We start from the raw sequence: 23,267 nt of genomic DNA on the forward strand, positions 1-23,267 counted from the left end.
CTAAATTTCAATAGTTTTAGTAAATATATTTAGTCGGGAGATTGCTTGTTTGAACAATTTGAGATTTTTTTGTAGCAACACTTATTTTTTTGATATAATGGAAATGAATACGCTGTAAAGGAGAATCATGATGCCGACAATCAAAGAAATCGCTGAATTAGCCAATGTTTCAAGCAGTACAGTTTCACGCATATTAAACGGGGATGAAAGCATTCAAGTCAGTTTAGAGACCCGAAAAAGAGTTTTAGCTGTTGCCGAAAAACTCAATTATATAGTAAAAAGTAATAAAAATACGAATAATGCTATTGGTACCATCGCCATTACAAATTGGTATACAAAAGAAATTACACTCGCTGATCTCTTTATGCGCTCTATTTTGTGGGGATTGGAAAGTACATTAAAAACTGCCGGATACAAAATTATTCGTTCTGATTTTAATGATTCATTACCGGATGAAAATACTATTGATGGGATTATTGCAGTTGGAGAATATCACGGAAAGAATATGCAACAATTAAGAAATTTAAACAAACCTCTAGTTATCATCAATCAAGATACGCTTTATGAAGATATCAGCTGCGTAACTATTGATTTCAAATATTCGGTGACAAAAATTATTGAATATTTCGAACAAGAAGGTCATGAAAAAATTGGTATGATTGAAGGAAAGAATAAATATAGTTTAAAAAATCACATTATGGATCCACGAGCAAAAACTTTTCGTGACGAGATGAAAAAACGCGGAAAATTAAACGAAGACTATATTTTCTTAGGAGATTTTAGCATTGATAGTGGTTATCAACAAATGATTCAAGCAATCGATACGCTAAAAGAGGATTTGCCTACTGCCTTTTTTATCAATAGCGATACTATGGCCATCGGAGCATTACGAGCATTGAATGAACGACAAATTCCATGTCCAGAACAAGTTCGAATCATTGGCTTTGGTAATGTAGAGGTAGGTAATTATATGACCCCTAAACTTAGTACCGTTGAGTTGAATGCCAGCCAAATGGGGACTTATGGAGCCATTTTGATTCAAAGTATTATGAATGGCCAACAAAATACGCCTGTAAATATCATCACCGGTACAAAATTACTGATTAAAGAAACCTAAAAACGTGTTGCCATACACTTTGGCAACACGCTTTTTTAGAATTTGAAGATTTTTTTGAACACTTTGCGGATGGTTTGTTTCGCATCGCCAAAACGAAAACTCCCTTGAATTTCAATGCTGTGTTTCTTTTGTTGATTTTCTTTTGCCATATTCCAACACTCCTTTTTATAATTTACTTAAATCAATGACCTCATCATACAATCCAGCTAGTTTGGGATTTAAATGATGGGTAATCATAATAACCGTGTGATTAGGCAAGGACAATAGATACCGTTCAATTTGTTCAGCTGTGTCTTTATCTAAATTAGCTGTTGTTTCATCCAATAACAGAATCGGTGTATCCCGCAGTAAAGTCCGAGCTAAAGCCAAGCGTTGTTTTTGTCCACCGGATAGCTCTAATTCACTAGGACCAAGCTGAGTCGCTAATTGTTGAGGTAATTGCGTAGTGACCTGAGCGAATTGCGTCGAGGTTAAGACTTGTTGCAATTGTTGGTGACTAAAATCTTGGAGTAAGGTTAAGTTTTCCTCAATACTCGCTTCAAAGACATAAGGTACCTGGTCAACATAACTAATTTCTTCATGAATTTGATTGGCAGATAGCTGCGCATAATCCACGCCACCAATGGTCAACTTGCCGCTTGTCGGTGAAATCTTACCGGTTAATAAATGAAATAACGTTGATTTGCCTGAACCACTCGCTCCAGTTATAATATATTTTTTCCCTGCTTCAAAGGTCAGACTCAGTCGGTTAAAAATAACATTATCTTCATATGAAAAATCAACATTTTCCAATTGCAAAGTATGATCGGGCAGTTTTTGATTGATTATTTGCTGCTTTTCTTTTCGTTGCAGCGGTTCATACTTTTCAAAAATAGGTTGGACACTGCTAATCATAATCAAACAGTTCGCCAAATTCCCCATTGCATTCATCACGTTGGCACTTAGATTTTCAATAGTCAAAAAAGCGCCAAATGAAATAATGCTGCGAAAAATCAACCAACCACTGTATCCGGTAATCACGATTTGACTAAAAACATTGGCAAATGAACTGAGAAAAGTCGAAAAGGCATGCACTTTTGCCGCACGGACATTCCGTTTGGCTAACTGTAGACTGAATTGTTGCACTTTTTTGGGTAAATAACTTAACGCATTGAGTACATATAACGTGGCATACCCCTGAAATACATTGCTCATCTTGCCGGTAAAATGTTCGTTTTCAACGGTTAACTCTTGGAAACGCTGCATGAGTGGTTTGTTCGCTAATCGTGGTAAGTAAAGGGTGAATAAACTTAAAAGTGCAAAAACAATCATTAAGGAATAATGCATTTTGACTAACACTACAATCGAAAAGAGCAGCATCGTGCAATGTTCAATCATTTGATAGACAGCCGGAAATCCTTGATCGGCTATCATCTGCATATCATTCGTCATCCATGAAACAAAACTCCCTGCACCTTTTGCTTGATTTTGTTGATAGGAGGTTTGTGTCAATTTTTCCGTTAAATGAATGCGCAAATCATTAATCATTTTTTGAATAACATATTCTTGAAACCAACTGTTCCATCCACTTATTGCACAAGCCAAAGTATAAATCACACCTTGCAATAACAAATAAAACAAAAACTGCCGCCAATGTTTTGCAAGCAATTCATTCGTAATCGTTGTTAATAAAACAGCCGAATAAATTTTCAGGCCTGAGGAAGTCACAATCATCAACATAACCAACACATTGAGTCCCTTACGCTGTAAAAAACACCTTTTCATTTCATTCCTCCGTTTCTTTCGTAATCAGTTGAGATATTTTCTATTATACTAAAAAAACAAAAAAAACAAATATTTTGTCTCGTATTCCGACATCAATTACACTCAAGAGTCTTTGGAGAGTATATTTGACGGACACTCGTTTATCTTTTAAACTAAAAAAAAGGAGGAGCTTATGGAAGAATATGGGAAAATACTAAAGAGAATTCGCTTAGAAAAAGGATTGACACAAAAAGAACTTTCAGCAGGTATTCTTTCTAGATCGCACCTTTCTGAATTAGAAAACGGGAACTACTACTGTTTCTTTTGATAAATTTCTGCAACTACTCAGAAGATTAAATGTCAGTTTGCACGAATTTGACCTTTATTTAAAAGAATCCATTTACCAAGAAGATTTCCGGCGAAAGATTAAAATTGAGGCTGCGGTCAATGCACATGATATTGCTGAGATGAAGCGTTTATTGGCAGAATTTCCAATCGTTGATGAAAAAAATGTTCGAATGCGGCATGAAAAACTTTTGCTAGAGGCCCTCATCGAGTATCATCAAAATCACCAAATCATGAATCTCACACGTTACCAAGAAATTTTAGATTATCTGTCTAGAGTATCTGAATGGGGAATGTATGAACTGAATTTACTGGCTAATTTTCTATTTATTTTTGATATGGACACCTTACCTCTTATCACGCAGCAAATCTATAAAAAAGCGAATAAAAAGAATGCTTCAGATGAATATACCTATCTATACTTGCGTCTACTGATTAACTTAAGTGATTTTTATTTAAAGAATTTAGACTATCAAACTTGCCAAGAAATAGCTCAACAAGCGATTGCCATTGCCTATCAAAAAAATAACTTGTTCGAGCTTACTCTGGCAAAAATTCATTTCTACTTAGCTGATATTCTAAAAACACAACAGATTCATCCCAATTTACCCCTTTACTGTCAGTACCTTGAATCCGTTGGTTTGGTAGAATTAAGTCAAATGATTCAAGAGGATATTCATTATTATACAAATATCGCACATAGTAAAAAGAACAATTAGCTGTTGAATAAAAAACGGATAATTGTTCTTTTTAACAATCTTTTATCCCCTCCTCATTTTACTCTTTTTAGTTAGTAAAACCCTTTTTTGCCCATGATATCGACCTCTACTTTGCTTTTCGCTTACTTTTCATTGCAACTTCTTGCATTCATCGATATAATGAATTGACTAAATAAAAAAGTGAGGGAATGCCTTGTTAACAGTAAGTGATGTTAGTTTACATTTTTCAGATCGCAAATTGTTTGATGAAGTGAATATTAAGTTTACCCCGGGGAATTGCTACGGTTTAATCGGTGCCAATGGTGCGGGAAAATCTACCTTTTTAAAAATTTTAGCAGGTGAGTTACAACCTTCAACTGGTGTGGTAACGCTTGGACCAGATGAACGTCTTGCCGTCTTAAAACAAAATCATTTCGACTATGAAGAATATCCAGTGATTGAAACGGTCATCATGGGGCACAAACGTCTCTATGACATTATGAAGGAAAAAGATGCCATTTATATGAAGCCTGATTTTTCTGATGAAGATGGGATTCGTGCAGCAGAATTGGAAGGCGAATTTGCCGAATTAAATGGTTGGGAAGCTGAAATGGAAGCAGCCGTGTTATTGCAAGGGTTGAATATTCCAGATGAACTGCACCATGTAACGATGAGCGAACTAGCGGCTGGGCAAAAAGTGAAAGTCCTCTTGGCTCAAGCGCTATTTGGAAAGCCTGACGTGTTACTATTAGACGAACCGACCAACGGCTTAGATATCCAGTCGATTAGTTGGTTAGAGGAATTTTTAATTAACTTCGAAAATACCGTCATTGTCGTTTCCCATGACCGTCATTTCTTAAATAAAGTCTGCACCCACATGGCGGACCTTGATTTTGGCAAGATTAAGCTATATGTTGGGAACTATGATTTCTGGTTAGAATCTAGCCAATTAGCGGCCAAATTACAAGCCCAACAAAATGCCAAAAAAGAAGAACAAATCAAGGAATTGCAAGAATTTATCGCGCGTTTCAGTGCCAATGCGTCAAAATCAAAACAAGCGACTTCTAGAAAGAAAATGTTGGAAAAAATCACCCTAGAAGATATCCAACCTTCTTCTCGCCGCTATCCATTCGTTGGCTTTAAACCAGAGCGCGAAATCGGGAATGACTTATTGCAAGTGGATAATGTGAGTGTCACTATCGATGGCAAAAAGATTTTAGATAACATTAGCTTTACCCTTAATAAGGATGATAAAGTCGCATTTATTGCCAATAATGATATCACCACCACCACACTATTTAAGGTAATTATGGGTGAAATCACGCCTGATACGGGTTCTGTGCGTTGGGGTGTGACAACTAGCCAAGCGTATTTACCAAAAGATACTACCAAAGAATTCGATAACGAGTTAACCATTGTCGATTGGTTGCGTCAATATGCTAGCAAGGAAGAAGATGACAATACCTTCTTGCGTAGTTTCCTAGGGCGGATGTTATTCTCTGGGGATGAAGTCTTAAAACCAGTCAATGTCTTATCCGGAGGCGAAAAAGTGCGCTGTATGCTTTCGAAGTTGATGTTATCTAAAGCCAATGTTCTCGTGCTAGATGACCCAACCAACCACCTAGATTTAGAGTCCATTACAGCATTAAACGATGGCTTGATGAGTTTTACTGGTTCACTGCTATTTGCTTCTCATGACCATCAATTCATCCAAACCTTGGCGAACCGTATCATCGTCGTCTCTGATAAAGGGGTAGTCGATCGTGCGGAAACAACCTTTGATGAATTTTTAGAAAATGAAACAGTCCAAGCCCAAGTCAAAGAAATGCTCGGACGCAATATTTAACATACTTTAAGCTGGTAAGTTGTTTGCCAGCTTTTTTGACGTTTTTATAGCCAGTTCACCTTTGATTCGTGCTTTTTTTACAACTTTCTCTTAGTTACTTCAAACTTTCTTCACATTCATCGCTTATTATAAAAGCATCCCAAACAAACAACCCTAATATTAAACACTTTTTCATTTTCAAACTCCTTTTTTTAAGCTCCGTCAGTATGTTGCTGGCGGAGTTTGTTTTATTTACAGTAAAATCCCCATCCTATTTAGTTACATCTTGGGCTTTTGCTTTTTTTCAATCTATGCTATCTTGAAGGAAGAATATGTTAGAAATGAGGATTTATTTTGTGAAAACCAGTCGGAATTATCTGAGTTTTGTTGTTGCTTATTTATTTTATTATTTCTCGTTTGCGATTTTTTCTTGCTTGATTGCCGTGTATTTAATGGATAAGGGGTATTCGGCGAGTGAGACTTCGCTAGTCGTTTCAGGTTCTTTTTTGAGTTCGATGATTGCCCAGCCGATTATCGGTTCGTTAAGTGATCGCTTTTCCTTAAAATCGGTCAATAGCGTCACTTTTTTCTTGGCAGCAGTTGGCGGATTGTGTTTTGCTTATGCCGACACGCTGTGGGAATTGATATTGGGCTATAGTTTGGTCTTGGCACTGATTAATGGCAGTAATCCTGTTTTGGAAAAATTCGCCACCATCAGTCCTTTCAAATACGGTTCAATTCGAGTTTGGGGAACAATTGGCTATGCACTGGGCTCGCAGGCGGCAGGTCTAGTCTATGATTGGATTAGTCCGCGCGCAATTTTCTTTACTTTTGTGATAACCATGCTGATTTCCATCGGGGGACTGGCCCTCACTCATCCAGATGACCGCAAGCAAGCTGCTCTGGAAAAGGCCAAGCAAACGGAAGAAAATCATGAAGATAGTCACTTTTTATCGTTATTTAAAAACCGCTTATTTGTACAGTATCTGTTCATTAGTGCAATATTTTATAGCTTGATGAACATGGCCAACACTTATATTCCAGCTATGTTTCAAGCCCGGGGACTAGCCATTCATACAGTGTCTAACATTTTATTTTGGGCGGTTCTGTGTGAAGTGCCGGTAGTCTTTTTCTCTTATTTATTTATGGACCGTTTCAGCAATAAAGTTCTCTTAATCGTGCCCACTTGTATTGTTTTGGCGCAATTTTTAAGTTTCGGGCTAAATCTCTACTTGCCGATTCAAATTTTTTGGACTTTTCTTGCCAAGCATCCTGCGGGTATGGTCGTAGTGATGATGAACTTAAAAGTGGTCGCTACCTTGATTCCGGCCAAACACCAAATGACGGCACTGGCTTTGATTCAAACCGTGCGCAACCTGGCTTCTATTTTTGCCCAAACGATTTTTGGCGTGATTTTAGAACATAGTAATTATCAGGCGATGTTTTCACTTGCAGCCTTAACTTTGAGTGTAGCCTTGGTATTACTCATCTTTTACAAAATCCCCAAGCGTCCAAAAGAAAACATCTTTTCATAACCGCTACTCCGATAAAGTCTGGTACTTTGTCGGAGTTTTTTCTTTTCACATACAACACTTTTTCAGACGAATCAAAGCCATCTATCCATTGGCGCGTAAGGTTTGCAGAGGTTTTTATGACTTGCAACTGTCAAAGAATTTTCCTCTTTACTCAAAAAAAGCAGGTACCGCCTTAATGCACGATACCTGCTTTGATATTTGTATTTGGATAAGTTAAATTTGTGACCAGACGCTTTCTAAGACGTTGGTTTGGGTGCGGTCTGGGCCGACAGAGAAAGTAGAGATGCGCACACCGACTAATTCAGATACGCGGCGGACATAATTACGCGCATTTTCTGGTAAATCGGATAGGCTCTTACAGTTGGTGATATCTTCAGACCAACCTGGTAATTCCTCATAGACTGGTTTGCAGCGTTGTAATTCTTTCAAACTTGCTGGATAATGATAAATCAATTCACCATCTAGTTCATAAGCGGTACAGATTTTCACCGTTTCTAAGCCGCTTAGGACATCAATCGAATTCAAGCAAAGGTTCGTAATACCTGATACGCGTTTAGAATGGCGCATCACAACAGAGTCAAACCAACCGACACGACGCGGACGACCAGTCGTAGTCCCATATTCATGGCCAACTTCACGGATTTGGTGACCAATTTCATCAAATAATTCTGTTGGGAAAGGTCCATCGCCCACACGAGAAGTATAAGCTTTACATACCCCAACGACCTTATTAATTTTAGATGGGCCAACCCCGCTACCAATCGTTACCCCACCAGCAACCGGATTAGAAGACGTAACAAATGGATATGTTCCTTGGTCAATATCTAACATAACCCCTTGCGCTCCTTCAAACAAGACACGTTTACCTTGGTCTAGCGCATCATTTAAAATCACCGAAGTATCGCAGACATATTGTTTGATTTGTTGACCATATTCATAATATTCTTCAAAAATATCTTCAAAGGCAATTGGATCAGCCTCGTACATTTTTTCAAATAAACGATTCTTTTCTGCTAGATTCATGCGCAGACGTTCTTCAAAGATTTCGCGGTCTAATAAATCCGCAATACGAATCCCCACACGAGCCGCTTTATCCATGTAAGCAGGTCCGATGCCTTTAATCGTTGTTCCAATTTTTTTATCGCCTTTTGCTTCTTCTTGTAGGGCATCTAACTGAATGTGATAAGGTAAAATCACGTGCGCACGGTCAGAAATACGTAAATTATCCGTGGTAATATTGCGTTCATGTAAGTAAGCCAATTCCTTCACTAATGATTTCGGATTGACGACCACACCGTTACCAATCACGCTAATCTTATCTTTGTAAAAAATACCAGAGGGAATCAAGTGCAATTTGTAAGTCACACCATTGAACTTAATCGTATGACCGGCATTGTCTCCTCCTTGATAACGGGCAATCACTTCCGCATTTTCACTTAAAAAGTCAGTGATTTTCCCTTTTCCTTCATCTCCCCACTGGGTACCTACAACCACTACAGATGACATATGAATTCCTCCTAAATATGCTAGCAAGTTTGCTTTGAATCCTTCAAAACCTAGCTGTGCCAAAAAAGCACTTCATGTACATTGTAACAAGATTTCAAAGGAGTTGCAACGAAAATTCGAATAATATTTTAAAATTGTTTTGTTTTATGACCAAAAACCGAACATTTATTTTTAAGTCCTCTAAATTTGAATAAAAAGACGAAAAATCAAAAAAATAGATGAACCCTCGCTTGATTTGCCAAGAATTCATCTATTCTGTGCTTATTCAAAAACCGCAAGAACCCCAAAATGGTCGCTGACTACGTTGCCACGATGACCGTCAAAGATGACTTGGTATTGTTCCACGTGAAACTCTTTTGCGACAAAAATAAAGTCGATGCGCAATAAATCATTATTTTCACGCCAACCATCAATTTTTTTCACCACGGTAAATTCACCATAGCGTTCTTTGGCTTGTAAGAAAGTATCTTGCAAATTCAAAGGAGAAGCTAAGATTTGCGCGTGCTCAGAACTTCCCGCCGGATTATTAAAGTCACCCATTAAAATGATTGGTAATGGTGCATTTTCTAAGGCTGCGATTGTCTTTTGCCATTCGTAATCAAAGCCTAGTTCACCCGCCCAGGAATAATGACCGCAGACCACGATGGCACTTTGGGTTTGGGCAATTAAGATTTTACGAGTTAAGTGCTTAACATATTCTTCATTGGAGGTAACGACTTCTTTAGGTGTTTGCGCTTCTTTGGATAAAATCGCCATGCCTTCATCATAAATATCGTAGCCAACGTGGGCATAACTATAGCTCCAATAATAATTCAAGCCTCGTTTACGCAATGCTTGGACGATGAGATAGGCAAAATTATCTTCACGAATAGGATGCTGATTTTCTTGCGGGCAAAAATAGTCATCCGGAATGATTTCTTTGGCGCTGATTAATTGATTGACCTCTTGTAAGGCAATAACATCCGCCTCTTGAGTAGCCAAAAAGTCCACGAGTTGTGCTAACTTTTCCTGAGGCTCTTCTTCCATCCAACTATGGGTATTTAAAGTGATTGCTTTCATAATATATGTCCTCAATTCTTAATAGGTTACGCTAAAAATTATACTAAAAAGACAAAGCAACTGGCTAGTCTAAAAAACTTACCACTTGCTTTGTCCTAGATTATATACTTAATGTTCCAATCGTATTTCCTGCTTGTTGATTGCCTTTTTGGGTAAGTTCGAACGCTTGAATTTTGTCCATATTGGTAAAGACGACAATCATCGTGGCTTTTTTGTCCGCTTGTTGTAACGCTTCTAGATCTACTTGTGCTAAGACTTGTCCGGCTTGTACTTGATCGCCTTCTTTGACTTTAACACTAAATGGTTTGCCTTCAAGACTAACTGTGTCAATTCCCATGTGAACTAAAACTTCGACCCCTTCTTTGGTTTCAATTCCGATAGCGTGTTTGGTAGGAAAGACGCTCTTAATCGTACCATTTACTGGAGAAACGATTGTGCCATCAGTTGGTTCCACCGCAAAACCATCACCCATCATTTTACCTGAAAAGACTGGATCTGCAACTGCTTCAATAGCGATGACTTCTCCGTTGGCCACTGCGACTAAATCCACGCTTTCCCCTGTAGCAGCCGTTTTAGCTTTCGTTTCTTCTTTGGCAGCGACGTTCACTTCAGGAATGTCCATACCTGAGTCTAAAATATCTTGAATATCAGATTTCAATACGTCGGCTTTTGGACCATAAACGGCTTGAACCCCATTATCTTTTACGATTAAGCCCATCGCACCGACTGCTTTCCATTGTTCTTCTTTACCAACTTTGGCATTATCTTTGACTGTTACTCTTAGACGGGTCATACAAGCATCCACATCGACAATATTTGGCTTACCACCAAGCAAGTTGATAATGGCAAAAGCTTGATCATTTCCTTGAACCGCGGCTTTCGTTTCTGAGGCCTCGCTTGCTCCAGTATCTAAGTCGTAATTTCCGTTACGTCCTGGTGTTGCAAAGTTGAATTTCTTGATTAAAAAGTTTGCTAAGAAGTACGTGAATACCCCAAAACCAATGGATACTAAAATAAAGTGAATTAAATCGCCGCCTAGACCTGCTTTGATGGCTAATGGTGTACGAGTGAGTAATTCAATATTCCCAAATGAGTGTACACGTAGCGAAATCAAGTCAGCACTTGCAAAGGCAGCCCCTTGGATAAAGGCATAAACCACATATAGTGGGACAGCCGCAAACATAAACATGAATTCTATAGGTTCAGTTACCCCTGTTAAAAATACCGCTAAGGCAGCTGAAACAAACATTGATTTATACAAATGACGTTTATCTGCATCAACATTACGATACATTGCTAAAGTCATCCCCATCAAAATACCTGTAGAACCAATCATTTGACCTACTTTGAAACGAGCTGGTGTCCAATGGGTTAATACGTATTGATATTGACTCATATCGCCAGCACCTTTTAAGTTCACCAAATCAGTGGCCCAAGCTAACCAAAGTGGATCTTGCCCGAATACTTTTGTGCCTGCTTGTGCGCCAGATAAAATTTCGTAAGTGCCACCTAAGGCTGTGTAGTTGATTGGAATTGTCAACATGTGATGCAAGCCAAATGGTAGCAATAGACGTTCTAAAGTACCGTATAAAAATGGCGCTAAAACGGGTGCTGTATCTTGTGACTGAGCAATCCATAGACCAAAATTGTTAATTCCTGCTTGGATGACTGGCCAAACAAAACTTAAAACAATCGCACAAATCGTTGACCATAAAATTACGACAAATGGAACAAAGCGTTTACCATTGAAGAAAGATAAAGCATCTGGTAATTTACGGTAATTATAGTATTTATTGTAGGCCATCGCTCCGACAAATCCGGCGATAATCCCTACGAATACCCCCATGTTTAAGGCAGGTGCTTCTAATACGCTGGTAAAGAAACCTTTAACCATGATTTTTGTACCGAATAGCGTATGTGTATAGGCTTTTGGATCATTGAGCATTTCACTGGTTACCCCAAAAATCGAACCAGTAATCCGGTTAATCAAGACAAAAGAAATACCAGCCGCAAATGCCCCACCAGCTCTTTCTTTCGCCCAGCTACCACCAATCGCCAAGGCAAATAATAGATGTAAGTTTCCAATAATTGCCCAACCGATGTTTTCAATGACACCACCTGTTGTGACTAAAGCGGCTACATTTGGATTAATTAAAGGAATGGTTTTCCCAATACTAATCATTAAACCTGCAGCTGGCATCACGGCAACGACCACCATCAAGGCCTTACCGAACTTTTGCCAAAACTCAAAACTAAATAATTTTTTCATTTTAGAACCTCTCTTTTTTCTGATTGTCTTTACGCAACCGATTTCGTTAACAAGATTATATACTAGATTTTTTTATTTGTAAACACTTTATTTGTTTATAACATTATGGGTTTGTTTAGCGCAACCGATTTCGCTTTTATTTCACAAATTGAAGATTGGAAGAGATAGAATAGATTTTCTTGATAGTTTACATAAAAAAATCTTGTTATTACATAGAAAAGAGATATGGATGTGCTGCTCATGGAAGAGGAAAGATTCGCCCAATCAAAACGTTCACTTCACAAACGAAAAAATAGCGATTTTTAGGCTAACGGGAGCTTTGGGACTGAATTTTTAAGTTTTCGATAACTTTTGTAAGGGGTTTCTTATGTTAAGGGAGGGCTTTGTTATACTGTAGAAAAAGGATACGGAGGAAAGGTATGCTGAATCGTGAAAACAAGCTGGATTATTATTTGAAGATTGGACTGATCACGCTTTTTGTGGTGTTCTTTCTGACGCATCTCTCTGCGAAGATGGCGATACGTACTGAATTTACTTTTTTTACACTTGATGTTTACCATGCAATAATGATGAATATTGAGCCAACCGATAGACTATATACACCCTCTGATAATCCCTATATTCATTTAAAAAATTATCAAGTGACCTACCATGATGCCAAGCAAGGATATACTGAAGTTTTTCAAGTAAGAAGAGTGGGGTTTATGTATTTTTGTGTGGGTGGTGTTACCGGACCGTAGAAAAAAGCCCAGCATTTCCCATTTTTTTCTTGGGTTGTGCTGGACTTTTTTAGTAATCATCACGTCTGGAGATAGAAGCGAATTTATTATATTCTTTTTTAAATAGTAGCTCTACCGTACCGCGCGCGCCACTACGGTTTTTCTCAATAATGACTTCAATCACGTCGTCAACAGCCTGTTCCTCTTCATTTTTATCTTCTTCGGTGCCTTGACGTTGATAATAATCTTCACGGTATAAAAAGGCTACAATATCGGCATCTTGCTCAATAGAACCCGACTCACGGATATCACTTAATACCGGCCGTTTATCTTGGCGCTGCTCGACACTACGAGAGAGCTGTGAAAGGGCGATAACCGGTACTTTTAATTCTTTGGCTAATTTTTTCAATTGACGAGAGATTTCAGAGACTTCTTGTTGGCGACTTTCTCGACCAGAACCTTCAATCAACTGCAAGTAATCAATCAAAATCAAACCGAGATTCCCTTTTTCCTGTGCTAAACGCCGACATCTTGCTCGAATTTCTGAAACTTTAATCCCAGGCGTATCATCAATAAAAATACTCGTATTCGACAAACTTCCCATCGCCATAATCAAGTTATGCCACTCTTGCTCGGTCAATTGTCCCGTTCGTAAATGACTCGCCTCAATGGTTCCTTCCGCGCACAGCATCCGGTTCACCAAAGACTCGGCCCCCATTTCCAAACTAAAAATAGCCACACTGCGATCGGTCCGCGTACCAATATTTTGCGCAATATTTAGGGCAAAAGCTGTTTTCCCCACCGCCGGACGAGCCGCTAAAATAATCAATTCTTCTGGTTGCAAGCCGGCAGTCATCTTATCAAGCTCCGGATATCCCGTTGGCAGACCAGTGATATCTTCATTTTGTTGGGATAACCTATCAATATGCTCCATGGTGCTATTCAAAACATCACTAATCGCCTGAAATCCTGTACTATTACGCTTTTCCGAGACATTTAAAATTCCTTTTTCGGCCGCCTCGACAATTTCTTCTACACTGCCTTCTTGACTGTAGCCTTCTTTGACAATCTTGGTAGCCGCTTGAATCAATTCCCGTAAAGTCGATTTATCCTTCACGATTTTCGCATAATGCGCCACCCCAGAAGCAGTCGGCGTGACTTGCGATAACTCGGTTAAATAACTAATTCCACCCACATCTTCCAGGGTGTTTTCAGATTCGATTTGTGATTTTAGTGTAATAATATCGATATTTTCGTTGCGATCATTTAAGGCAATCATCGAACGAAAAACAATCTGATGGGCGCGTCGATAGAAATCTTGCGGCTCAATTTGTGCCATCGCTTCGACCAAGGCCTCCGCATCTAGAAAAATGGCACCCAAGACGGCTTGTTCTGCTTCAATATCTTGTGGTGGTACATTTTCTTGCCACATTTCATTCATCAAAAACACCCCTTAAAGATTTATAAAATAACATTAAATTGATTTCCGTTTTGAATTTGTCTCAACTAATAGTATAGCAAAGATTAGCAGGAATTTGTATAAATATGTGAACAAAAAAATCGGCAACGTGAGTACTACTGCCAATTTACAAACATCTTAATAAATTTCCCAGTCTGGATATCGCTTGGCTTGAAAATCTTCTGACGTTGCCAATACTTTCAAGATCAGCGGAGAAGCATTTTGTTCATTTAATTCATTCAACTCTATCCATTCTTCACCTAAAGAATCGTTAGCCTCATTACCGTTAAGATATTTTTCTATTGCTTGATGATTGGCTTTTTCTAACTCAACTTTATATAGGCCAAAAATATGATGGTTGAATTCATCCTCGTTGATTTTTACAAATGAGTCATAGAGCGCACTGTCGTAAATTTGACTCACTTGATAACTAGTTTCCTCGCTCATTTCCCGATAAAGTGTATCTAACAAACTTTCCCCATTTTTACGACTGCCACCAGGTAAATCATAGCGTCCATTATACGGACCTCCATGTTTTTTTTACGCATAGCAATTTGTTATTATGAATACAGACACCGTAAACGCCAAAATGTTCTGAAATCTTCATCTAACGCTCCTTAAACATAAAAAGAGCGCCCATATACAATCGACGCTCCAATTTTTCATTGTATGCTAGATTATTCTTCCACGACATGTACGCGGATTTTCGCTGACACATCATGGTGCAATTTTACTTCCACATTGGTAAAACCTAAAGCACGGATTGGTTGCTTCAAATCGACTTTACGTTTGTCAATCTTGATTTTGTATTGATCAAAGAATGCATCCGTGATTTGTTTAGAAGGAATAGAGCCAAATAAACGGCCATCGCTTCCGGCTTTAGCTTTGATTACGACCACTGTTTCTTCTTTTTCGATAAAAGCTTTTAATTCTTTTGCTTTAGCCAATTCTTCTGCTTCGTGTTTGGCTTGAGCTTTTTGTTTTCCTTTTAATTCCGCCATGTTTTCTTTATTGGCTTCTTTGGCTAATTTGTTCTTAATTAGATAGTTTTGGGCATATCCAGTTGGGACTTCTTTCACATCGCCCTTTTTACCTTTACCCTTCACATCTTCTAGAAAAATAACTTTCATCTGTTTCACTTCCTACTCTATTTCAATTTGCTTAACTTCATTTAAAAGCATTTCTTCAACTTTTTCAAGCGATTCGCCCAAAATTTTCGTCGCAGCATTGGTAAAATGACCGCCGCCACCCAATGCTTCCATAATTTTTTGGACATTGACCTTGCCACTACTGCGCGCGGATATCCCAATAACTTCCTCATCTTGGCGGGTAATCACAAAAGCGGCCTCGACACCAATCATCGAAATCAAGGTATCCGCAGCCTTAGCCGTTGTCACCTTACCATAGATTTTGTTTTCTTTGCCCATCGCATACACAATGCCTGGTGCGATATTTTGGCAAGTGCTGATTAACTCGCTCATTTCTAAATACGAATCCAAATCCGAACTCAATAGATATTGGACTTTGCTTTCATCGGCACCTTGTGATTTTAAGAAGCTGGCAATATCAAAAGTCCGCGCAGAGGAACGGAAGGTAAAATTCTTGGTATCCACGTACATTCCCGCCAACATCATCGTTGCGACAAACTTCGAGATACGTGTTTCATTATTTAATTGGTACTCTAGCAATTCAGCAACCAACTCACTAGCAGAAGATGCAGAGGCTTCAATGTAATTTAATAATGGCTTGGCTGGATATTCTTCGCCCCGACGATGATGGTCAATCACGACAATTTTCTCAAAGGCATCATAAACTTTTTGCGAAATCGACATAGACGGACGATGATAATCCACCATCACTAGCAAGCTTTTGTTATCTAATAATTCTAGTGCTTCTTCGCTGGTAATTAATTGACTGGAAAGTTCGGGATATTGTTCAATTTCTCTCAGTCCGCGCTGCAATTCTGGCGTGACTTCCTCAGGATTAATGATAACCCAACATTTTTTATGAATGAGTTTGGCAAAATAAGCAATCCCAAAGCTCGCTCCCAAGGCATCCATATCCGGGAAACGATGACCCATAACAAAGATTTTATCGTTTTCTAAAAGGACTCGTTTTAGCGCGGTACTCATGGCTTTCGAGCGGACTCTTGTTCTTTTAATCGTCGCATCACTATCGCCCCCGAAAAATTGCGGACGACTCATTGGATCAGCATCCTTCACGACAACTTGATCGCCACCACGAATTAAAGCTAAATCAAGATTATCTTGTGCTACTTCACCGATTTCTTTGAGTGAGGCCTGGCCATACGCAATCCCCATACTCATCGTCAATAACAAGTCACGTTCTCTAGCTTTATTTTTAAAAGTGGCCAAAAGATCAAATTTTTGCGTCTTCATATGGTCAATATCTGCTTCACGAGCAACAAATAAATGACGTTCAGCATTGATTCGACGATAATAGACTTCATGCTCACTCGCCCAATCGGAAATCACCGAAGTAATCAAAGTATTGAGATACGAGCTTTCTTTATCATCTAGTTTATCAATCACATCGTCATAATTATCGATGGAAATTATTCCTATTGCAGTCATTTTTCACCCTCACTCGTACTTAGTGACAATCTTGCTGCTAAGTACGCTTCACTCTTCTTTCCTAATCCTAATGCTATTATTTTACCACACTGCGGCAAATTTTGCACAAAAGATCGGTTAATTGGATTATTTTGTTATTTTTAGTTTATGATTATATTATTTTCACATGAAACAAGAGGCCCCCGAAAAGCGAAGGCCTGATGTGTGTCTATTGTTCTTTTTTACGTTTGAAGAAGATTCCTGCAGACAAACCGATACTTGCAAAACCAGATAATAATAGCGCTTGGTCTGCTTGATTGCCGGTTTTAGGTAATCGCTTAACTGATGCAGCATCGCTTTGCACAGAAGATTGTTCTTTCACTTTTTTGTTTCTTTTTGCTTGAGAACCTAGCTCTTTTTTAGGCTGTTCTTTGACATTGTCTTTGTTTGACTGCTTTTCTTCCTCTTTAGGCAACTCTATTTGCGTACCGCTGTCTGATGTGCTTGGATTGTCTGTTTGCGTACCACTGTCTGACATGCTTGGATTGTCCGTTTGTGTACTGCTGTCTGTGGTTTCAGTTGGCAAAATCAAATGTAGCTTAGTGGTGCGGTCCACTTCATCTGCTGTCTTCAACACTTTAAAGCTCACCTCATCCGCGCTTCCTTCCAACATCGAAAACTTAGCATCGTCTCTAGGATGAGCAAAACTCAAATCAAATCCATCAGATGTTTTTTTAATCATATAGATACCAGATTGACTCAGCGTTACTTTATCCGTTAATTCATATGGTGTATCCGTATATTTTATAACACCATAAGTTTGGCTAGTTTCATCATAAACCACTTGCAAATCATTCTTCTGAACCACAACCTTCACAGTGTCTTTAGCTGCATTTAACGCTTCTTGATCTTGGTTTGGCATCAATACATACGCCAGATTTTCACCATTTTGTTGCGTGGTGTGGGTCACAGTCACAAAGGTATTGGTAACTGGATCGCTTGGTTGACCATAGTTAATTTCACTCCAACTATGCGTCCGTGCTTGTTTTTCAATATCCAAACTTAATGGTGTTAGGAAAGCATAACCGATACGTTGATTTGGATCTGCTGTTTCTAAATAGAAAGTATCTACCGTAGAATTCGTTACTTTATCCGCAGTCATTTCTTCACCATTAACATAAATTTTCGTATTTTTATCAGGCACTAATTTGCGATTCTCAATAGTTGTAACACTCGCATCACTACTTTTATTTTGGATATTGGTCGTCAACATCACGATTTTATCTCCAAAAATAAACCACGCTTTACGGGCAGATAATTCTTCGTTATAGTTCGTAAAATCCATCGCCACAGCCGCATTTTTTTCGTCAAATTTACTTGCTCCCACAAAACGACTTGGCAAATTCACTTGACCTGAACCATCTTCTCTGGCTGTTACTAATTCGGTCGTTCCTGGCATCTTGTAAGGATCCACCGTTGGCCAATAACCTTCACTATAATGCGTTAAATCGTTATTATATAGATAAACCATTCCATCAGATGTATACCAACCATGACGATTTTCGTTATTCATATCTTCATAATTTTGTGTCCGGTCAGAATACATACTAAGCGCAATCGCAAAATGATTTTCTGCATTATTGTAGACAAATTTATCCATATTGTGGAATGAATGTAAAAATGTCTCTGGTTTTACTGCAGGGATTGTATCATCATTTAGCAATTTTTCAAATAACGAAATGTCGGTATAGGATTTTAGATTTTGGTAAGGAACGTAGAAGGTATCTTCCCCTATACGGCCTTTAACCGCTGATAATAAATGCATTTTTTGCGCTTCATCACTCGCTTGGGCAATTCGCACAACTCCTCGTAAGGCCTCAATCGCAGCGGCATGACTTTCCGCACTAGCTCGACTAATCGACCGTCCGCGAGTCATATCCATCAATTCGCCATTAAGAATAATTGGAAAATACGCGCGATCAATCCATTCATACAAAATGGCAGTTTTTTCAGCGGGTAGAGCAAATGAGGTGTTGGCAATCATCGGTAAAATTTGTGAAAAACCATCCATCAATACATTCCCATAGGCTCCCGTATAAGCAACATCTGTATGATCAATAAATGAACCGTCACGATAAAATCCTTGACCTTCTTTCACAAATTCTAGCACCGTCAACAGCCCATCTACCCCTTCTTGGATGCGCGCACTGTCTTGTTTTAATGCACCTGAAAGAATGGTTACTTTACTTAAGTCGGTTTGATTGCCTCCCACTGCCGGTACTGGAATCGTCGTAGTGGAACGAATCACCGTTGGATCAGCTACAAACTTATCAATCGGTTTAATATAACGATTAATTTCTTCTTGTGTGAAGTAGGCATTGGCATAGGCAAGGACATCGACCACTGCTCGCGGCGTGCCAATCTCGTAGTCCCACCAGTTGCCCACGATTTCTTTTTGCTCGTTGTAGACATGTTTATATAAGTATTCCATGCCTTGTTTTAGCTTCACTGCGAGGTCATAATTTTGATAATACTTAGATGATTTGTTATCTAAAACTTGGGCGAATTGCTCTAATCGTCTATAAGTTTTTGTTATATTTGCAGATTTGGTAAAGTCAGTCACATCATCAAAAATGCTTTCACGATTGGCAACATCATCATCCCAATGTGCTAAACTTTCCTCGACTCCGCTTTCGATTTTGGCTAAAAATTCTTGCATATATGGATTGTCGGATTGATAATTTTCATTTCCTAAAGACACGTTCTCCCAGCTATTCAAAATTTGATCATAAATGGTTGCATCATGGTTTTCAACATTTAAGGTGAAGCTGCCAAGTGTTTGCCCCTCTTTAGTAATCGTCACCTTGGTCGAACCGGTTTGCTTAGGCGTAATGATTTGATTACGCACTTCAGCGATTTCTGGATTTTCAACAGTATACGTTGCATCGCTTAGATTGGGTAGATAGTATTTATTTAACCCTAGCTGGATATCTTCCGTTTCGGCTTTAGGGGCATCTTTAGTTTCTTCTTGTGGCTTAATATATTCTTTAAATGTTATATTATCAAAATACGCGGTTCCTGTGCCAGTTTCAAAGAAGATTTCAAGTTTTACCCGACTAACGATTGGATCAAAGGTAACTTGTTGGGTAATAGTCTTCGTGTTTGTTTTGTTCACATAACTTGTCGTAGGAGCATCCACGGTTTTGCCTTCTGGAGTTTTTAGTGTGGCGCCTTTTTCATCCACCGGCAAGAAACGGACACGCACGCCTGCTCCTTCTACATTTTGGGTTTCAACATCATAGCTCACTTCATATTTTTTGCTAGCATCGACTTCTAATACTTGCGCAATCGAGGTTCTAAACGTCTCAGGAGCAGAAATCATTAAACGGCCATCGACCACTGCTAATTGAGCTTTAGACTTGGAAGATGCTGTGATGTTGCTTGGGATCCATGGATTATTCCAGGAAGTTGCTGCCTCAGCTGTCCATGTGCCGGTCTTGGCTTTAGTTTGCGTGAAGTCGCCATTTTTTACCAGATTTTCTGCCACTGGTGTATTCTGCTTTTCTGTTTCGCTCGTTGGTGCTTCCGTAGCTGATGTATTGGCTGGCTCCGAACTAGAGGCTGATGTAGTAGGCGTATTTGCTACTTCAGTCGTTTCATTGGAGGTAGCTGATTCAGAGATTGGTTGCGTTTGATTTGCTGAACCTTCGTTGGCTGTTAAGTGGCTTGTTTCGCTCGGTTGACTATTACTGCTTAATTCACTCGTAGTTGACGTTGGAGCAGTAGAAGTAGCGACCTCCAGATTTGCATGAGTAGTCTCTACACCTTCTGAGGTTGTTGTACTTGTTAATGTAGAACTTTCAGGGCTATTTGCCTCATTTACCGGTTTATCATAAGTCGAAAATTCAGATGTCACTGCCGGTTGCGCATCTGTAGTCCCTTCCTGAGCTAAAACGGTTTGATGAGAATGGACTGCATTTAAAATAGCAAAACCTAGGCATACCGAACACACACCAATACTTAGTTTACGAATAGAAAATCGTCCTCTGGTTTCAAATGGATACTTCATTGCGTTATCTCCTTTTCATAAAATATTTTACAAATAGGAGTATACCAATATGGTTAAGCGTTTTCAAGTGTGAATACTGAAAATAATTTTGCTATTTTATTTTCATTTCAAGTAAACCTGTTTAGTTCTACCATACAAGTTAATATTAAATAACCGTAATATTTTGCAATAAAAGACCTCCATCACTGACCAAGCATGAATGGAAGTCTTTAAAATGGAGAGGAATTATTCACTTAGTTTTTCTACAAATACTTTTGCTCGTCCAACTAGACTTGCTTCATCTAACTGCATCGCGCCGGTAATGACAAATGGATCCAGGAACTTTAAGCCGGTATAATACGAAATGGTTTCTATCGGCTTTAATACTTCATCGACTGTAATATGGAATCTACCTAGTGAAGTATAGTCCCCTTTATCTGCACCAAAACTTACAGACAAGAGCACTTCTTTCCCTTGCAGTGCTTTTCCTGTTGAACCATAAGCCCAGCCGTAAGTCAAATAGAAATCTCTCTTTTTAGCATTTTGTGGTATTCGTTCCAACTATTTTGCAAATTTGAGCATCATTCAGTAAGCTTTTTATCCTTCTGCTAATATTTCACACAAATACGGCACAATTTTTTCACCAGGTAAATCCGCTAAACTTGTCACCCAGCGATAATCCGTATGTTCTTGCGGGTCTAAAGTAATCACTAAATCTTCACTATTTTCCAATAATTGTCCACGATACACCAGGCGCGTAAAAACCTTGTCCTTATCTACATTGCTATCTTCATGAATAATTTGGTCAATAGTAATCTTCAAGCCTACCTCTTCTTGACATTCGCGAATCGCCGCCTGTCTAGGGAGCTCGCCATCTTCCACCGTCCCACCAGGAATGTCCCAATAAGCCGGATAAAAATTTTTCTGACCGCGCTTGATTTCACTGCGTTTGATCAACAAATACTTCTCGTTCTTTTCAATTAAACTATGCGCAATTAGCCGATTTTCCATGTGCATCCCTCGTTTCATTTTTTTCAGTAAGAACGATTATAGCATGATTTTAAGTAAAATGGAGAAACTATCCAAAAAATATAGATGAATTTCTCACATAAGGATTAAATGACCCAAAAACTACCTCAAAAGCGAAAAAAAAACACCTCAGAGCCATTCGAAGTGGTTCTGAGGTGTTTGGGTTTATATTAGTCTTCGTTAACGAATGGAAGTAATCCCATGATACGTGCGCGTTTGATAGCAACTGTTAATTTACGTTGGTTTTTAGCACCAGTACCAGTTACGCGACGAGGTAAGATTTTTCCACGTTCTGAGATAAATCTCTTTAATAATTCAACATCTTTATAATCAACATGTTCAATGTGATTTGCTGCAAGATAGTCTACTTTACGACGTTTACGACCGCCTCTACGTTGTTGTGCCATTCTATTTCCCTCCTTATTACAAAAATTAATTAGAATGGTAAATCATCATCTGAAATGTCAATGCTTGATCCGCCAAGTGGTGTGTTACTTGCATCACGGTCAAAGCCAGGCATTCCACTAAATGGTTGAGATGAAGCTGGCTGATCAAAGCTATTGTTATTATTGTTAAATGGTTGTGAGACATTATTATCAAAGTTTCCGGCAGCTTGACGACGTTGATCGTTGACTGCTTTAGACTCTAATAATTGGAAATTATCGGCAACCACTTCAGTTACGTATACACGTTGACCTTGTTGGTTTTCATAATTTCTCGTTTGAATACGTCCGGTCAAACCAATTAATGTCCCTTTTCTAGCGTAATTTGCTAAGGTTTCAGCTGGTTTACGCCAAATGACACAATTGATAAAGTCCGTTTCTCTTTCTCCATTTTGGCTGGTAAAATTACGGTTCACAGCTAAACTAAAAGTAGCCACCGCAACACCAGAAGAAGTGTAACGTAAATCAGGGTCTCTTGTTAATCTACCTACTAATACAACATTATTAATCAAGGCTATTCATCTCCCATCGTTTTTGTTTCACGTGAAACATTCTTAAGCTTCTTCTTTAACAATCATGTGACGAATGATGTCTTCATTGATTTTAGCAAGACGATCAAATTCGCTAACAGCGCTAGCGCTTGATGGAGAAGATACTTTAACGATGTGATAGATACCTTCGCGGAATCCATTCATTTCATAAGCGAAACGGCGTTTTTCCCAATCTTTAGATTCAAGAACTTCAGCTCCGTTATCTTTTAAGATTGCATCGAAACGTTCGATTAAAGCAGATTTTGCTTCTTCATCAATGTTTGGACGAATAATGTAAAGAATTTCATATTTCGTATTTTCCATTGATATGTTCACCTCCCTATGGACTTTGGCCCTTGTATTGATATC

20 protein-coding genes are annotated in these 23,267 nt (G+C 38.7%); 6 read left to right on the forward strand and 14 right to left on the reverse strand.

The window, feature by feature from the left end; translation table 11 throughout:
- The first annotated feature begins 130 nt into the window (after window positions 1-130).
- Complete coding sequence (locus I567_RS01280) at window positions 131-1,117, forward strand: LacI family DNA-binding transcriptional regulator (RefSeq protein WP_016250448.1); 987 nt, start codon at window positions 131-133, stop codon at window positions 1,115-1,117.
- 165 nt (window positions 1,118-1,282) lie between these two features.
- Here the strand turns inward: I567_RS01280 and I567_RS01285 are convergent, their stop codons facing one another.
- Complete coding sequence (locus tag I567_RS01285) at window positions 1,283-2,881, reverse strand: ABC transporter ATP-binding protein (RefSeq protein ID WP_016250450.1); 1,599 nt, start codon at window positions 2,879-2,881, stop codon at window positions 1,283-1,285.
- Between the two features lie 172 nt (window positions 2,882-3,053).
- Here I567_RS01285 and I567_RS12255 point away from each other — a divergent pair, with 172 nt between their 5' ends.
- From I567_RS12255 to I567_RS01300, 4 genes are all read left to right on the forward strand, one after another.
- Complete coding sequence (locus I567_RS12255; RefSeq protein WP_016250451.1) at window positions 3,054-3,188, forward strand: helix-turn-helix domain-containing protein; 135 nt, start codon at window positions 3,054-3,056, stop codon at window positions 3,186-3,188.
- 37 nt (window positions 3,189-3,225) lie between these two features.
- A complete protein-coding gene (locus tag I567_RS01290; RefSeq protein WP_016250452.1) occupies window positions 3,226-3,924 on the forward strand; it encodes an Rgg family transcriptional regulator in 699 nt (232 codons plus the stop codon).
- 193 nt (window positions 3,925-4,117) lie between these two features.
- The gene (locus I567_RS01295; RefSeq protein WP_016250453.1) at window positions 4,118-5,749 is read left to right on the forward strand and encodes an ABC-F family ATP-binding cassette domain-containing protein; all 1,632 of its coding nucleotides are present in this window, start codon (window positions 4,118-4,120) and stop codon (window positions 5,747-5,749) included.
- 311 nt (window positions 5,750-6,060) lie between these two features.
- Window positions 6,061-7,263 (forward strand): MFS transporter, encoded by a 1,203-nt coding sequence (locus tag I567_RS01300; RefSeq protein WP_016250454.1) that lies wholly within the window; start codon window positions 6,061-6,063, stop codon window positions 7,261-7,263.
- Window positions 7,264-7,476: 213 nt separating this feature from the next.
- Here the strand turns inward: I567_RS01300 and I567_RS01305 are convergent, their stop codons facing one another.
- From I567_RS01305 to I567_RS01315, 3 genes are all read right to left on the reverse strand, one after another.
- Window positions 7,477-8,769 (reverse strand): adenylosuccinate synthase, encoded by a 1,293-nt coding sequence (locus tag I567_RS01305; RefSeq protein ID WP_016250455.1) that lies wholly within the window; start codon window positions 8,767-8,769, stop codon window positions 7,477-7,479.
- Between the two features lie 261 nt (window positions 8,770-9,030).
- Window positions 9,031-9,828 (reverse strand): endonuclease/exonuclease/phosphatase family protein, encoded by a 798-nt coding sequence (locus I567_RS01310; RefSeq protein WP_016250456.1) that lies wholly within the window; start codon window positions 9,826-9,828, stop codon window positions 9,031-9,033.
- A 100-nt stretch (window positions 9,829-9,928) separates the two neighbouring features.
- The gene (locus I567_RS01315; RefSeq protein ID WP_016250457.1) at window positions 9,929-12,097 is read right to left on the reverse strand and encodes a PTS transporter subunit IIBC; all 2,169 of its coding nucleotides are present in this window, start codon (window positions 12,095-12,097) and stop codon (window positions 9,929-9,931) included.
- 419 nt (window positions 12,098-12,516) lie between these two features.
- Between I567_RS01315 and I567_RS01320 the strand changes: the two genes are divergently transcribed.
- Complete coding sequence (locus I567_RS01320; protein WP_016250458.1) at window positions 12,517-12,837, forward strand: hypothetical protein; 321 nt, start codon at window positions 12,517-12,519, stop codon at window positions 12,835-12,837.
- 49 nt (window positions 12,838-12,886) lie between these two features.
- On the opposite strand, the gene dnaB is transcribed toward I567_RS01320, so the two are convergent.
- From dnaB to rpsF, 10 genes are all read right to left on the reverse strand, one after another.
- The gene (gene dnaB, locus I567_RS01325) at window positions 12,887-14,257 is read right to left on the reverse strand and encodes a replicative DNA helicase (protein WP_016250459.1); all 1,371 of its coding nucleotides are present in this window, start codon (window positions 14,255-14,257) and stop codon (window positions 12,887-12,889) included.
- A 156-nt stretch (window positions 14,258-14,413) separates the two neighbouring features.
- Complete coding sequence (locus tag I567_RS01330; RefSeq protein WP_018345237.1) at window positions 14,414-14,746, reverse strand: NUDIX hydrolase; 333 nt, start codon at window positions 14,744-14,746, stop codon at window positions 14,414-14,416.
- Window positions 14,747-14,952: 206 nt separating this feature from the next.
- Window positions 14,953-15,405, reverse strand: coding sequence for a 50S ribosomal protein L9 (gene rplI, locus I567_RS01335; protein ID WP_016250461.1), 453 nt, complete (start codon window positions 15,403-15,405; stop codon window positions 14,953-14,955).
- Between the two features lie 12 nt (window positions 15,406-15,417).
- On the reverse strand, window positions 15,418-16,869 hold the full coding sequence (locus tag I567_RS01340; protein WP_016250462.1) for a GGDEF domain-containing protein: 1,452 nt from the start codon (window positions 16,867-16,869) through the stop codon (window positions 15,418-15,420).
- 208 nt (window positions 16,870-17,077) lie between these two features.
- Window positions 17,078-20,917, reverse strand: coding sequence for a YSIRK signal domain/LPXTG anchor domain surface protein (locus I567_RS01345; RefSeq protein WP_016250463.1), 3,840 nt, complete (start codon window positions 20,915-20,917; stop codon window positions 17,078-17,080).
- A 225-nt stretch (window positions 20,918-21,142) separates the two neighbouring features.
- Window positions 21,143-21,415, reverse strand: coding sequence for an NAD(P)H-dependent oxidoreductase (locus I567_RS01350; RefSeq protein WP_016250464.1), 273 nt, complete (start codon window positions 21,413-21,415; stop codon window positions 21,143-21,145).
- Window positions 21,416-21,493: 78 nt separating this feature from the next.
- Window positions 21,494-21,907, reverse strand: coding sequence for an NUDIX hydrolase (locus tag I567_RS01355; RefSeq protein WP_016250465.1), 414 nt, complete (start codon window positions 21,905-21,907; stop codon window positions 21,494-21,496).
- Window positions 21,908-22,095: 188 nt separating this feature from the next.
- Entirely contained in the window at window positions 22,096-22,332 is a 237-nt protein-coding gene (gene rpsR / locus I567_RS01360; RefSeq protein WP_016250466.1) for a 30S ribosomal protein S18, read from the reverse strand.
- A 29-nt stretch (window positions 22,333-22,361) separates the two neighbouring features.
- Window positions 22,362-22,880 (reverse strand): single-stranded DNA-binding protein, encoded by a 519-nt coding sequence (gene ssb / locus I567_RS01365; protein ID WP_016250467.1) that lies wholly within the window; start codon window positions 22,878-22,880, stop codon window positions 22,362-22,364.
- Window positions 22,881-22,922: 42 nt separating this feature from the next.
- Window positions 22,923-23,222 carry a 30S ribosomal protein S6 gene (rpsF, locus tag I567_RS01370; RefSeq protein WP_016250468.1) on the reverse strand — a complete coding sequence of 100 codons (300 nt, stop codon included), beginning with the start codon at window positions 23,220-23,222 and terminating at the stop codon, window positions 22,923-22,925.
- Window positions 23,223-23,267: the final 45 nt, after the last annotated feature.

It is taken from the genome of Enterococcus cecorum DSM 20682 = ATCC 43198, assembly GCF_000407565.1.
In the GTDB taxonomy this organism is placed as follows: domain Bacteria; phylum Bacillota; class Bacilli; order Lactobacillales; family Enterococcaceae; genus Enterococcus_E; species Enterococcus_E cecorum.